The 13,815-nt window shown below is 51.2% G+C and carries 10 protein-coding genes; 1 reads left to right on the top strand and 9 read right to left on the bottom strand.

Annotated features, from left to right (window positions below; all coding sequences use genetic code 11):
- Positions 1 to 157 precede the first annotated feature (157 nt).
- On the top strand, positions 158 to 619 hold the full coding sequence (locus KJS52_RS01460) for a hypothetical protein (protein ID WP_213512864.1): 462 nt from the start codon (positions 158 to 160) through the stop codon (positions 617 to 619).
- Between the two features lie 29 nt (positions 620 to 648).
- Here KJS52_RS01460 and KJS52_RS01455 read toward each other — a convergent pair whose 3' ends face one another.
- The 9 genes from KJS52_RS01455 to KJS52_RS01415 all read right to left on the bottom strand — a co-directional run bounded on the left by KJS52_RS01455 (position 649) and on the right by KJS52_RS01415 (position 13,717).
- A complete protein-coding gene (locus KJS52_RS01455; RefSeq protein WP_213512863.1) occupies positions 649 to 1,974 on the bottom strand; it encodes a deoxyguanosinetriphosphate triphosphohydrolase family protein in 1,326 nt (441 codons plus the stop codon).
- Positions 1,975 to 2,008: 34 nt separating this feature from the next.
- Positions 2,009 to 3,055 (bottom strand): adenosine deaminase, encoded by a 1,047-nt coding sequence (gene add / locus KJS52_RS01450; RefSeq protein WP_213512862.1) that lies wholly within the window; start codon positions 3,053 to 3,055, stop codon positions 2,009 to 2,011.
- Positions 3,056 to 3,208: 153 nt separating this feature from the next.
- Positions 3,209 to 4,405: an oxalate decarboxylase family bicupin gene (locus KJS52_RS01445; protein WP_213512861.1), complete on the bottom strand. Its 1,197-nt coding sequence runs from the start codon at positions 4,403 to 4,405 to the stop codon at positions 3,209 to 3,211.
- Between the two features lie 152 nt (positions 4,406 to 4,557).
- A complete protein-coding gene (locus KJS52_RS01440) occupies positions 4,558 to 4,869 on the bottom strand; it encodes a rhodanese-like domain-containing protein (RefSeq protein WP_213512860.1) in 312 nt (103 codons plus the stop codon).
- A 96-nt stretch (positions 4,870 to 4,965) separates the two neighbouring features.
- Positions 4,966 to 8,055, bottom strand: coding sequence for a vWA domain-containing protein (locus tag KJS52_RS01435; RefSeq protein ID WP_213512859.1), 3,090 nt, complete (start codon positions 8,053 to 8,055; stop codon positions 4,966 to 4,968).
- A complete protein-coding gene (locus KJS52_RS01430) occupies positions 8,045 to 9,964 on the bottom strand; it encodes a vWA domain-containing protein (protein WP_213512858.1) in 1,920 nt (639 codons plus the stop codon). The genes KJS52_RS01435 and KJS52_RS01430 overlap by 11 nt, the downstream gene beginning before the upstream one ends.
- Positions 9,965 to 10,004: 40 nt before the next feature.
- Positions 10,005 to 10,988: a DUF58 domain-containing protein gene (locus KJS52_RS01425; protein ID WP_213512857.1), complete on the bottom strand. Its 984-nt coding sequence runs from the start codon at positions 10,986 to 10,988 to the stop codon at positions 10,005 to 10,007.
- Between the two features lie 11 nt (positions 10,989 to 10,999).
- Positions 11,000 to 11,989: an AAA family ATPase gene (locus KJS52_RS01420; RefSeq protein ID WP_213512856.1), complete on the bottom strand. Its 990-nt coding sequence runs from the start codon at positions 11,987 to 11,989 to the stop codon at positions 11,000 to 11,002.
- A 27-nt stretch (positions 11,990 to 12,016) separates the two neighbouring features.
- Positions 12,017 to 13,717, bottom strand: coding sequence for a DUF8809 domain-containing protein (locus KJS52_RS01415; RefSeq protein WP_213512855.1), 1,701 nt, complete (start codon positions 13,715 to 13,717; stop codon positions 12,017 to 12,019).
- Positions 13,718 to 13,815: the final 98 nt, after the last annotated feature.

Below are 13,815 nucleotides of genomic sequence, written 5' to 3'. Positions count from 1 at the left end.
TTTCATGAGTTGGCAGAGATGCTCTACGGCTGCAGCTATAATAAATTTCTATACAGCTGTGATAAATTTCTGGTCAGTTAAGAAAAACGGTTGTCCAGAGATGCTCTAAACGTATACTGAGAGTAGGCTAAGAACGGAACAGGAAGAGGAGAATGAAATGAAAAATGCAATGAACATCGTCATTGTTATTCTGTCATTGCTATGTCTATTGCTTGTAATACTAGTCGATCTTTTTACGTTTGAATTAAAGCCAGATAAGGGCATCTCAGGCAATGGAAATCCTGGCGTAATTTTTTTCGTTCTGTTCATCCTGCTCTATGCAGCTCTTATCATGTCCATTTATATGAAATTTCTAAAGGCGTCTGGCCGTCGCTACGCATATGCATTTGCTGGTTTTGGAGGTGCCGGTACAATATTGTTTTCAATTTTATTAATAAAATATGTCGTTTCCCAATATGAGGAGTTTGCAGGTCGATTAGAAGGCTTCGGGGTGTTAAATCAATATACGAACACGGTATTTGTAAACTTTTACTCCTTTGTGCTTGGCCTTTCCGTTGTGTTCACAACTATTGGCTTGGTTCATATCGTGCGAAGGCGCATAAAAAAATCGACCCGCTAAGCTGGTCGATTTTTGCTGTTTGTATAGAACTAATCCCGTTCATATATGGAGCCGCTGCGGCTGGCAAACAGCTCTGTATATACCTTTTCCGCATAATGGTCGGTCATCCCTGCTATGTAGTCGGCAATCAAGCGGTACCACGGATAGTGCTGCTTATGCTGATCATAGGCCTCAATCCAGTCCGACGGCAAAATTAGCCGGCCAGCCGCTTCATCCTCCATGCTTTCCCACAGCTTGCGCAGCATATTTTCACTGCGCGTCTGCAGCCGCTGCACGCGAAAGTCCTTGATCATCGTTACCCATGCCAGCTTCTTCAAAATTTCCATCGTTCTGAGCGTATCATCATCCTCTACGCCATCCTTGACAAAGGTGATTTTTTTCCAGGATGGCAGATGCGGATCGTCGATTATCCCGATCCGAGTAGCAAAATGATTGACCCATTGCGCCTTCATTTCACGGCGCGAGCGGGAAATATCGCGGCCAAACGTATCGAATATTGTTTTCCACTGCTTATAGTAGTTTTCCAGCACCTCTGTCACCAGCTGCTTAATATTGAGGTTCGCCCAATGCAAGGCGCTCATGCTGGCCGGGTCCTCTGTAATTTCTTTAACAACATTATCAATCAGTCGTGATTCCAGCAAAAAGTCTTCGGTCAGCTGAATTTTCCCGGCACGAATGCCATCCTCGATATCATGCGTGGAATAGGCGATATCATCACATAAATCCATCAATTGCGCCTCCAGCGTGCGGCAGCCTGCAGGCATATTCCACAAATCTCTTAAAAATGCGATCGCTTCCCATTCCGTCTCATATACCCCTTTCTGCTGTCCGTCCTTGCCTAGCAGAAAAGGATATTTATTTACTGCCAATAGCGAAGCAGCAGTCAGGTCCAAGCCGCGATCACTGCCGGCGCGCTTCTCTAGAAACATTAAAATGCGATAGTTTTGCGCATTTCCTTCATAATGCGCGCCATACTTGGTCTGCAAAATTTGATTGAGCACCTCTTCGCCGCGATGCCCGTAAGGCGGATGACCAAGATCATGGGCCAGCGCCGCGATTTCCACTACCTCAGGAACAAGCTTGAGCCCAGGGTGTACGTCCTGATTGAGAAAAGCATACTGCTTGCCAAGCTTGCGCGCCATTTCTCTGGCGATTTGCGACACTTCAATCGAATGCGTCAATCGTGTGCGGTAATAGTCGCCGGAGCCAGCGCCAAACACCTGCGACTTTCCTTGCAGCCTGCGAAACGCTGGCGATTGAATTAGCCGCGCATAGTCCTTCTCATATTCCTCGCGATCCTCGCTCGATTTTATATGATCAATATCATTAAGTCGGTATTTTCGAATGCTCTTCATCATGCTTACTCCTCTCTACCTTGCTGCTTGCTGCCTATAGCATGTTGTGCTGCACCCACTGCAGCAGCTTGGCCTCATAATCGCTCATAAATTGAGCCTTGGCGGGCTGCTCCAGAAAAATAGCGCTCGCTGCATTCCGTTGCAGCTGAACAATCGCTTGATCTGACAAGCCGCATCGCTCCTGCAGCGTCATCAGCTCCTTCGTCAACGAGGTTTGCGATACTGTCAAATTATCGGTATTCACCGTTATATGAATGCCCTGCTCCATATAGGAAACGATCGGATAGAGCGACCATTCGGCTACAGCCTTTGTTTGTAAATTGCTGATCGGGCAAAACTCCAGCGGGATGTGCTTGTCTGCAATTTCCTGCAAAATTTGCGGATTCTCCTGCAGCCTCACCCCATGTCCAATACGCTGAGCGCCTAATTGGCTAACAGCAATCGCAATGTTCTCCGCGCCTCCCGCTTCTCCCGCATGAATTGTAACGGGAATGCCAAGCTGCTGGGCACGCTTGAACATCGCTGCATACAGCTCTGGCGGATAAAGCGCCTCCGCGCCCGCCAAATCAACTGCAACTAGTCCGCGCTGAAGAAACGGCGCTGCTGCTTCGACAACCTCCATATTTTGCTCATCCTGATGACCGCGCAAACATATGCCGATGCAGCGCGCCATGACGCCGAACTGCTGCTCGGCGCGGCGCAAGCCGCTAATGACCGCCTCATAGGTCTCCGCCACGGTAAGCCCCTGCTGACGATGGAGCTGAGGAGCGAAGCGCACCTCTACGTATTGCACCTGATCATCCGCGCATTGCTGAACAAGCTCATAGGCTACTCGTTCCAGCGCCTCATAGCTTTGCAAATAAGGCAGCACAAAATCAAAGGTGCGCAAATACTCATTCAAGCTCTGGCACGATTCTGGCGCGCTCATATAAGCCGACAGCTCGTCTGGATCAGCAACAGGCAGCTCTCCGCCTTGCTGCTGCGCCAGCTCGATTAGCGTTTGCGGCAAAACACTTCCATCCAAATGAACATGCAATTCTATTTTAGGCAAAGCCGATATTTGTTCGATTGTTAATGCCATTAACGATCACTCGCTTTCCAGGGCGTGTCGCCCTAATTTTTTCACTTTTATTCCGTCAACCACAGATTTTGTTAGCTAATATAACATGAAATTAAAAAGAACGCCAGCGACATACAAAAAAAGACTGCTTATCTCAAGCAGTCTGCGTCACCTTTATTTCGGGTAATAGGAAAATACGGGAAATTTGACAACTGGTGATTTTTCCTTCCTTAACGCATGGAGCAGCTCTTCGCCAATATGTAAATTGCCTTGAAGCAGCTCTGCTGGCGTTAAAGCCATCCATTGATTAAGCGACACATCCTGGAAGCGGTCGCTTTTAAATATTTCAAGGTACCATAACGAATTTGTACCTGTGTTCTGAATATAATGCCCGTACGCAAATGGAACATATCCAACATCGCCAGCCTGATAATCAAAGGTTCTTGCCGTGCCGTTCCCGGCGAAAACGGTCATACGCCCTTGCCCCGTCAAGTAATACTGCCATTCGTCCTGGTTGGGATGCCAGTGCAGCTCGCGCATCGCCCCCGGCTCAATCTCAACAAGTGCTGCAGCGATCGTTTTGGAAATCGGGAAATTTGTTGAATCAACAATCCGAACACTGCCGCCAGCTGTTTTAATTGGAGGCTGAGCCAGCAGGCTATGCTTGAAAATTTGCGGCACAGTCCCGTAAGGGGAATGAACCTTTTGCGTATCAATCGGCCCTGGCACATCATCTTGATAAATATAAACTTGCTCGCTCGGGATCTGTTGAAACGCCTCCATCGGTACACCAAAGTTCGCTGAAAGCACATCTTTAGGCGTATGGGCAAACCAGTCTGATATAGACAATGTATTGAGGTCAGAAAAATGTCCATCGTCAAAAACGAGCAAAAATTCACAGCCATCCTCCAGCCCTTGAATGGAATGAGGGATGCCTGGAGGGAAGTACCATAAATCACCTGGGCCAACATCAGCAATAAAATTTCTTCCAAGCTGATCGACAGCCGTAATTCTCGCTTGCCCGAGCAGCATATATGACCATTCAGCTTGCTGATGCCAATGCAGCTCGCGCACGCCTCCGGGCGTCAAGCTCATATTCACGCCTGCTAAAGTGGTTGCGATCGGCAGCTCGCGCACAGTAACCTCTCTTGACCATCCCCCCTTCTTCAAAACCATATGTGTATCTGAAAAGGAAAACCGGCAATTAGGGATTAGCCCTGCATCTGTAACAGGAGGAACTAGCAGGTCTGGATTTTCAAGGTCGCGCATTATATTTCTCGGACCTCTATCCACATTGCCGGCTCCATCGCTGCGAATCGGCTGCGGGATATGCTGCGGCGGGACTGTTCCATTATAAGTTGACTCGTCCATACGTTCACCTCGCTTTATAAAATGAACCTACAGCAAATGTATATGTGTCAGCAAAGCATTTATATGAACGAAAAAACCATCTGAAAGAGAAGGCTGCGGCTTATGATCGATAAGCCTTAGCCTGTTTCCAACAGATGGTCGATTACTGCAACTTATTTACCGGATACAACTGGCCCGTGCCAGCCAAGATTGCCATCGCTGACATTGGTTACTTCAAAGCCTTGTCTTGCCAAATATTCGCATACTCGCCCACTGCGTGCGCCGCTGCGGCAAATAAAAACAACGTCTCCGTCAACATCATGCACCTCGTGCTGGCGTGCGTCAAATTCAGAAAGCGGGATCAATCTTGCTTGAGCGATATGCCCTTGCTCCCATTCATCCGGCTCGCGCACATCAATCAGGTTAATCGCTTCGCCCGCCTCAAGACGCTGCTGCAGCTCGTCGGCAGTAATTTCTTTATACATCGCTTAACATCCTCTCTTCTCAAGCATCCTCGTTCAAATTTTACAAAAACTATTGGAGAATGTCTAGTTGAGCTTTTTGAATGCCCATTTAGAGCGTCACTGCTTTCTGCGGTTTTTGGCAGCCAGCAGACGATTCATCGTATCATTCGCAGCCTGGTCTTTGCCGCCCGCTTCCTGCTTGTTAGCTCCACTTAATGGCTTTTGCAAATGCGCTTGCTGCTGCTCGCTGCTGTTGTGCTGCTGTTCGCTACCGCTGTGCTGCTGTTCGCTACCGCTGTGCTGCCGCTCGCTGCCTTTGTGCTTCTGCTCACTGCCGCTGTACTGCTGGCTCGTAGAAGCTCTGCCTGCCGCTCTCGAGGCCTCAGTGGCACGATCATTGGCAGTTCGTGCATCTGCACCGGATCGCGCATGTTCTTCTGCTTTCAAAGGCTGCGACCAGCTTTCTTCCTGCCGCAGGCGCTGTACGCGCTCTGCCATATGCTGCTTGCGCTGCTTTAACCGCTGCAAAGCTTCGCCGCTTGTTGCCGCAGGCGAAGCGACCGTCTGCTGCGCCTTGCTTGCTGGCGACAGCTTGGCAAGCCAGCTGCGCCAAGGCAGCGATAAGCGTCGATTGGCAATATCGAGCAGCCATAGCGCCAATAGCAGCATCAGCAGCCATCTTGACCAATCATAGCTTTTCTTCTGCATAGCAGGAGCAAATTGATAGACTGAATCAACAGCCTCCGTAGTCAGCACGCTTCCTCCAGTCAGCTCAGCAAGCGCTGCAAGCTTTTGAATTGCCTGCTGCTGATCAGCATTAAGCTGATATTCGGCCGAGTAAGGCACAATAAAGCCTGTTGTGATGCCGTTCTGCACGCCTGTACCGGCGCCTGCAGCACCGTTTCCTTCGTCATTGCCTGCACTAGCGCCTGCATTGCCACCCGCTTCCGCTGAGCTCTGCTCGCCAATTTGCGTAAAGTAAACACCGCTTTCAAGCTGACTGGCATCCGCTTCATACTGCCCATTGCCAGTCGGTACAAGCGGAAGCACTTCAGTCTGTCCGCCAGCTTCAACCGTCATCGCTAAATTAGAATAGGTTGCCGAATCATTGCTGGAAACGATTAGCTTGCCTTCACTATTCTGCTCGATGCTGTAAGGCGTCTGCACAAACTGCGGATAGGTCCATCTTACCCACTCCGTAAACACCTCCGGGAATTTGGCCCACGCGATCCAGTCCGAGCTCCATTTGCCGTTTACATCCGACGTAAAGGCGACGCTTTTTCCTGCACCAACATTCCAGCGCGCCAGCAGCGGGTCTTCTTGCGGCGACCAGAGTGCGATTTCAGCCGTCGATTTTGGACTTGTCGCTACATAAGCATCTAAATGGGGCAGTCCGTCCCGCCACAGCTGGGACCAGGAGCCGGCATAGCCCTCCTGCGGCACAATTCGTTCCTCAACGATATAAGCGCGTGACATTAGAGTCGCTTCGCGTGAAAAGATTGCTGGCAGCGTCGACTCATCCTCGGTATAGTAGGACCTTCCTCCGCCGTTCTCGGCTAGCGAGCTTAAAAAGTTAATATCCGAATCCTGCCCTACAGCGACAGTGGAAAGCGTAATATTGTTGCTTTTCATATCAGCCAGCAAGGTTTCGTAGGCTGGCGTATAGGGCGATATGCCGTCCGTCAGCAATATAACATGCTTTCTTGCCGGAGCATCAAGCTCAAAGCCATCATAAGCCCTGGCAAGTGCTGGATAAATATCAGTTCCGCCGTCAGGCTGGATCGACATAATGCTGCTAATCACGGACTCCTTGTCCGTCAGCTTGACTGGCGAGACGATCCATTTCGCCATTGTATCGAAAGCAATGACGCCTACGGTATCGACTGGACGCATCAGCTCGACAGTTCGAGCCGCCGCTTCCTTGGCAAGCTCCATTTTATTGCCCATCATACTGCCTGAATGATCTATTACAAGCATAAGCTGCAGGTCTGGAATTTTCTTTTTGCCTGACAGCTGCATATTTACTGGCAAAATCCGTTCAACCGGCGTATCAAAATATCCGCCAACACCATAGCTGTCACTGCCCCCCAGCATAACAAAGCCAACACCGTAGTTGCGCACAGCCGATTCAATATGCTCCATTTTAATTTGCGGCAAATCGACCGCGCTGACATTGTTGAATATGATCGCGTCATACTGAACATATTGCGCCAGTTCATAGCTCAGCTCGACTGGAGAGATGGTGCGATAAGCGATATAAGAGGAAGCGAGCGCAGCCTCAATATTTTGCGAGCTGCCCTTTTCACCCTCTACGATAAGCACGCCGGCAGGACCATCAACGCGGCTGAAGGCATAGCCCGTATTGTTTTTCGTCTCGGAATCGTCTGCCATCTGAATGACGGCACGATACTGTCTCATGCCCGGACTTGTCGCCACCGCATCAAGCAAATACGTATTGGAGCCTTCGATCAGCTCTACCGCTTGCTTGGCAATTAACGCATCATCCTCATAAACAAGCAGCTCCGCTGTCGCTTGATTGGTGCTTTCTACGGTAACGCTAAGCTGATATTTTTCCCCTTCCTTCAGCTGTGCCGGCACTTTAAATCTTGAAATCGCGGCATCCTTGCTCACCTTGCCTGGAAGCTGCACCACATCAACGATAACGTTCATTGCTTCAAGCAGCTGCGCTTCCTTTACAAGGCTGCCCGCTGTTTCATGCCCGTCTGTCAGCAGCACAATTTTGCCGCCGCCGGACTGATTGAGCAAACCGCCTGCTTGCCGCAATGCAGCAGCAATATTGGTAGCCTCCTCATTGACCACCGTATGGAACGCTTGAAGCGGCTGCCAATCCTTTAGCGGCTGCAGTGCGCGATCAATCATAATGTTCTTGGCAAAAGACATAATTGCCAATTGATTTTTCTCATCCTGCTCGTCAAATGCCTCAATAAAAGACAGCGCCTGCTGCAATCCGCCAGCAGATGCCGAGCGGTCCACAACTGCAACGACATTGCGCTGCTCGCTGCTCGTGTAAGGCTGAAGCCCTGCAATTAAGCATATAATGAGCAGCAAAATAACGGAGCGCAGCGCAATCGCGATATGCTTGCGCGTGCCGGTTATACGTGACGTGAAGCGATATTGATACCAAATATAGCAAGGTATAAGCAGCAGCAACAGCAATGCCCAAGGTAAAGCAGCATTAAAGCCCACGACGATACACCTCCCATTCACCAAGCAACAGCAGCAGCAATAGGGCTGCTAGCCATGGTGTCAGCAGGCTAAGCCCGCTCGTCGCCGGCTGCGCCTGCTCTCCAGCTGGCGCGCTCTGGGCTTGCTCAAGCGCCGTTGCAATTCTGCCTGCTGTAAATTCAGTCGTATCCGCAGTGACGATGGCCGTGCGCTGCTGAATCGCTTTGCCTTGCTCATCCTGCTCTACCAGCTCATATACGCCCGGCAGAGACGGCGCAATAATGCGATCAGCATGCGGAATTGCAATCGGCTCCGACTGCTGCTTAGGTTGCTGTCCATCTAGCAGCTGCCAATAGCTGCTGCTTGTGCCTGCAAGCAGCGACAAGGTCGGCTCCGATTGCACCAGCATATAGCCAAGCTGCTGACTTGAGCCTGCTGCCATATATTCAATGCTCTGCATCATTAATATCGGGAAAGGAGCCCGCAGCGGCAAGTCGCTGTCCTGCAGTGCAAATCCATAACGCAGGAATGGCTTTTGCTGTTTCACTCCCGCAATAATTGCAGGTGCTCCTCCATATTCCACAAGAACATCATAGTCTGACAGCTCGCTCATATCCAGCTGCTTGATAGCGGCTATATACGTATCCTCCATTGAAAAATATTGCGTAACCGGATGCTCATGCACCACTGCTTCCTTCTGTACAAGCTTGACTGCTTCCTGTTCAGTCGGGTGATCGATAATCCACAGCGGATAGCTGTCCAGCACCGCCTTCCACTCCTCCTGCTCAGCAAGACGTTCATAGTTTCCATCTACGATGATGAACTGAATCGCTTCAAGCGCTTCGCGGCTCGGCACTCCAGACGCAGACGTATTGTCAAGCTTGGTCACAGCGACATTAAGCAGCTGCAGCGCTTTTTCCAAAAACAAATTGCCTTCAGTGATTAGCAGTGCCTGATAGGAGGCTTGCTCAGAAAGCAGCCCGTATTGCTTATTGTTGTAGCTGTTCGGATCTCCTTGCCGCTGCTTGAGCTCTACCATATAATAGTGAGCCTTTGGCAAGCCCTCTATCTGAAAAGTCGTTATTCCTTCGGGCTGGGCGCGTCTTTTAGCTGTTTCCCGATGCTGCTCCTGCCCCTTTTCATTATAGGCGACAAGGTTGATTTCCAGTTCCTCCTCCTGGGCAGCATGCAGTACTGTAACGAAGGCGCGCGCTGTCTGATCAGTCGCTGTCAGCGTAAAGCTGCGAATTCGATCGTCATGCTGCGCTGCGGTTGCGGCGTACATATGCCATTGCTCCTGCCACGCCGCAGCTTGCTGCAGCGACTGCGGCGCCGTTTTAAAGCGCTCATCAATAAAGTAATGAATGACCGCTGCCTCATTTTGATCCACTAGCGCTCTTGCCAAGCTTAGCGCGGTTTCATCATCCGATATGCCATAGTAAGGCTCAATATGCTGAATAGCCTGCACAATTTCCGTTTTTTGCTGCGAGCGATTGAGCAAAATAGATGGATAATCGCCGTTCGTAATCAAGGTTACTGCGCCGCCATCATATTGCTGATCAATCCATTGCAGCGCATCCTGCTTCGCCTGCGTCAAATAGCTGTCTCCGCCCTCAAGCTCCGAGGTCGCCATGCTGGCTGAGCGATCAATCAAAATAATTGCATGCGCATCCTTCGTCAGCTGCTTTTCGATAGCAGGCTCCATTAAGGAAAGCACGATAATAATAGCGGCGATAAGCTGAAGCCAAAGCAGCAGCCGCTGCTTCAAGCGCTGCCAGGGCTTGTTGGCTTCCTGCTCCTGCAGCGCCTTGCGCCATAGCAAATGGCTGGAAATCGCTTTGGGCTCATAGCGTTTTTTCAAAATATACATCGCAATGATCAACAAGCAAGCGAGCCCAAACCACGCTGATGCTGTAGAAAGCCAATGCAAGCTGCCACCTCCTAAACCTTTTATTCGTCATCTCTTCTATTTAACGGTAGCGAAGCTGTTCTCCCTGCTCCAGCAGCTTCATAAAGCCGTCTGGCAGTGGCTCGCTGCAATTCATCCGGTAATACGTTATCCCTCTGCGTTCACAAGCTGTTCGCAGCTGATCGATAAACATCGCAACGCCCTGCTTATAGCGCTCCATAATGCTTTGCGACATCGCGACCTCCTTGGCCTGAGTCGTTTCGATATCAACCAACCTCAGCTCCCCCTCGAGCTGCGGCTCCAGCTCCTCGCGATGCAGAATGTGAACAAACACCACCTGCTGCTGTCGAGCCTGCAAATTGGCCAATAGCTGCTCAAAGCCCTGCTCATACAGCCCATCGGAGAATATCCATGTCACGCCTGCCCGTCTCGGCAGCTTGCTGCCATCAGAGAACGGCATGAGCGCATCGGTTACATCGGTGAGCGGCGCTTGCTGCTCATTTGCTGTATGGCTCTGCTGCTGTACGGTGCGAATCAGCTCGGCAAGCCTCATAAGCAGCGTAAATTTCGCTTGCTTGCCATAAAGATTGGGCAGCTGCCCAAAAACCTCACGCTCGTTGAATAAGGAAAGTCCCATGCGATCCTCGCTTTGCAGCGCCAAATAACCAATGCTGGCTGCAGCCCTCATCGCAAACAGCCATTTATTTTGCTCGTCCTCGCCAAAGCCTCGCATCGACTGGCTGCTATCCACATAAAGCTGAAAGCTGCGCTCCTGCTCGTCCCAGTATTGCCGTATATATGCCTTTGAGGTGCGGCCATACAGATTCCAGTCAATACGGCGAATATCGTCGCCAGCAATATAAGCGCGATAGTCGGCAAATTCAAGCGAGCTGCCAAGACTGCTCGATTTCCGCTTGCCTGCCAGCATGCCTTTTACTCTTGAGCTGGCATTCAGCACGATGCCATCCAGCTTGGCAAGCCAGCCGTCATATGGAAACAGCAGCTTCATATCGTGCAGGCGGTTCGAAGATTGATGCTCAGCCATGCTAGCCCTCCTTACTGCCTCGTACGTTCTTGCTCGATTGATTGCTCGATTTGCTCGATAATATGATCACTGGAAATGCCTTGAGCCTGCGCCTCGTAGCTCAAGCCGATGCGATGCCGAAACACAGGCTTGGCAACGGCCGACAAATCCCCCCACGAAACATGGGCGCGACCTTGCATCAGTGCCCGTACGCGAGCGATCGAGATTAAGCCTTGCAGGGCGCGCGGCCCCGCTCCATAACGCACATATTGCTTTACGAGCGCAGGCGCATCGGCTTCATGCGGATGGGTGCGCATTGTAAAGCTGACAGCCAGCTCCAGCATTTCCTCGGAGCATATGATTTGCTTGGCCAAATGCTGCAGCTGCTTAAGCTCTGCCGCGCCAAGCACGACACTGGCCCGGTTAATTTGCGTGCCGGTTGTGCGCTTTACGATTTCCTTCAATTCGTCTCGCGTTGGATATTCAATGCCGATTTTAACGAGAAAGCGGTCCAGCTGCGCCTCCGGCAGCGGATACGTTCCTTCCTGCTCAATCGGGTTTTGCGTTGCCAGTACGAAAAATGGCTTTGGCAGCGCATAGCTTTCTCCTGCTGCTGTAACGGTGCCTTCCTGCATCGCCTCGAGCAGCGCGCTTTGTGTTTTCGGAGTCGCGCGGTTAATTTCATCAGCCAGAACAAGGTTGCCGAATATTGGACCGCGGCTAAATTTTTGAGTATGCGAGGCCAAATCCAGCAAGGTAGTGCCGGTAATGTCCGCAGGCATCAGATCCGGTGTAAATTGAATGCGGGAAAACTGCAGCTCCATCGCCTCTGACAACGTGCGAATGAGCATCGTTTTGCCGAGGCCCGGGATTCCCTCGAGCAGTGCATGACCACCTGCAACGACACACCAGAGCAGCTGTTCAACCACCTGCTCCTGTCCGACGATTACGCTCTTTATCTCCTCTTTTAATGAAACAATCCATTGCTTCGCTTGCTCGATTTGCAGATTGCTTTCCACCATATGCTCCTCCGTTTCTATTCGTCAAATCTATTCGGGCTGAATGGAATCAAAATATTGCTGAACCTTGGACTGAACATGCGATGGCAGCGTTGAACGGTTCAAGGAATCCTTCGCTGCAGCTTCATACTCGCGGAACACCTCACTGTAATCGCCCTGCTGTCCCTCCAGCATTGGCGAGATGCCGCCAGAGATCGTTTGCCCGCCGGAGCTTGGGCCGCCATCCACACTAACCTCGCTTGATCCTTCAATGCGCGGCGTTGTAATTGTCGCATGGTTGCCTGGCGCACTGCCAGCGCCGCCTCCCTGACCTGCTCCTGCTCCCGAGCCGCTTCCTTGACCGCTTCCTTGACCCTGCCCGGAGCCGTTGCCAGCTCCTTGACCGTTTCCTTGGCCCTGCCCGGAGCCGTTGCCAGCTCCTTGACCTTCACCATTGCCTTCTCCCTGACCTTCGCCTTGGCCTTCACCATTGCCTTCTCCCTGACCTTCGCCTTGGCCTTCACCATTGCCTTCTCCCTGACTATTTCCTTGGCTCTGTCCAGCTCCTTGACCCGACCCTTCAACCTGTTCAACTGCTTCCGCAAGGCTTTGACTTAAGGAAGGATCGGTCTGTGCCAGCGAGCTGCTTAAATCACTAAGCTGCTGCGCCAAGCCGCTGCCAGCTTCACTTAGCATTTCGCTTAACGCCTCCGCAGACAGCAGCTCGGATAAAGCGTCAACAAGCTGCTCGCTTGTCTGCTCATTCATAGCGCCAGAAGCAAGCTGCTCTGACGCTTCCTGCATGAGCGAGGATAGCTCGGGCTGCTGTTCCGCAAGCTGCTCGGCCAATTGCTGCAGCGCTTCAGACTGCTCCTTCGACAACTGCTTTAATGCCTCGCGCAGCTCGGCTTGCTGCTCTGCGCCTTGCTGTTCCAGCGCTTTATTCATCGCCTGCTGCAGCTGCTGCAGCGATGGCTGAGCGGCAATCCCTTCGTTCAATTGCTTCAACTGCTCCATCTGCTGCTGTTTTTCCTCCGTCTTCTCCTTCAGCTGCTCCAATGCCTGCTGCAGCTCCTCGCGATTTTGCAGTTCAAGCTGCTTTTGCTCATCCAGCTTTTGCAGCAGCTCGTCGAGTGAAGCAAGCAGCTCCTGCTTGCTTTCCTCCTCAAGCTGCGACTGCTCAATTTGCTCCTTCATCTCTTCAAGCTGCGTCGCGATTTCCTCTTTCATTTCTTCCTTTATTTTTATTTGCTTCGCGACCGCATCCTGCTCATTAGGTACAGCAAATAAAACCCCAACCACAAAAATAGTTAACGACATTAAATAAATCCAGCGCTTTGCTTGCCAGCCTCGCTTCCAAGGAATGCGCGCTGGCAGCTCTTGCTCATATTGCTTGGCAGATTGCAATGCCTGCGCCAGTACAAGCTGGCCCAATGGCGAGTTTGCCTGCTTTTCCTCCAAAGTTAGCGCAGTCAGCACCGAATCCTCGCCAAGCTCAACATCAACCAGCTTGGCTGCATCAAGCTCCTTCATTCGCTTCAGCCAGCTCGCCAGCTCGATTGCTGCTATTGCAAGCAGCCAGATCGCGGCCGCAATCCACTTGCTGTACATAATGGGAACAAGCCTGGAAACGATCAATAGTATGAACGGCAGCACCGCACCGTACACGATACCTTGAACGAATGCTGCCAGCAGCTTGACTTTATTCCAGCGTCTTGCAATCGCCTTTAGCGATGACATCATAGCGGTCATCGTTGCACCTCCTCACATAGCAGAAAGGAGTCTATACCAGGGCGTGGCCTCGGAGTTCTCAGACACGCCTTAACTAGACTCCTCTATCCTTTATAACG

The sequence above is a fragment of the Paenibacillus montaniterrae genome (assembly GCF_018403185.1).
Taxonomy (GTDB): domain Bacteria; phylum Bacillota; class Bacilli; order Paenibacillales; family Paenibacillaceae; genus Pristimantibacillus; species Pristimantibacillus montaniterrae.
The sequence above is the reverse complement of the archived record's forward strand: the minus strand, read 5'-3'. Positions and strand labels throughout refer to the sequence as shown.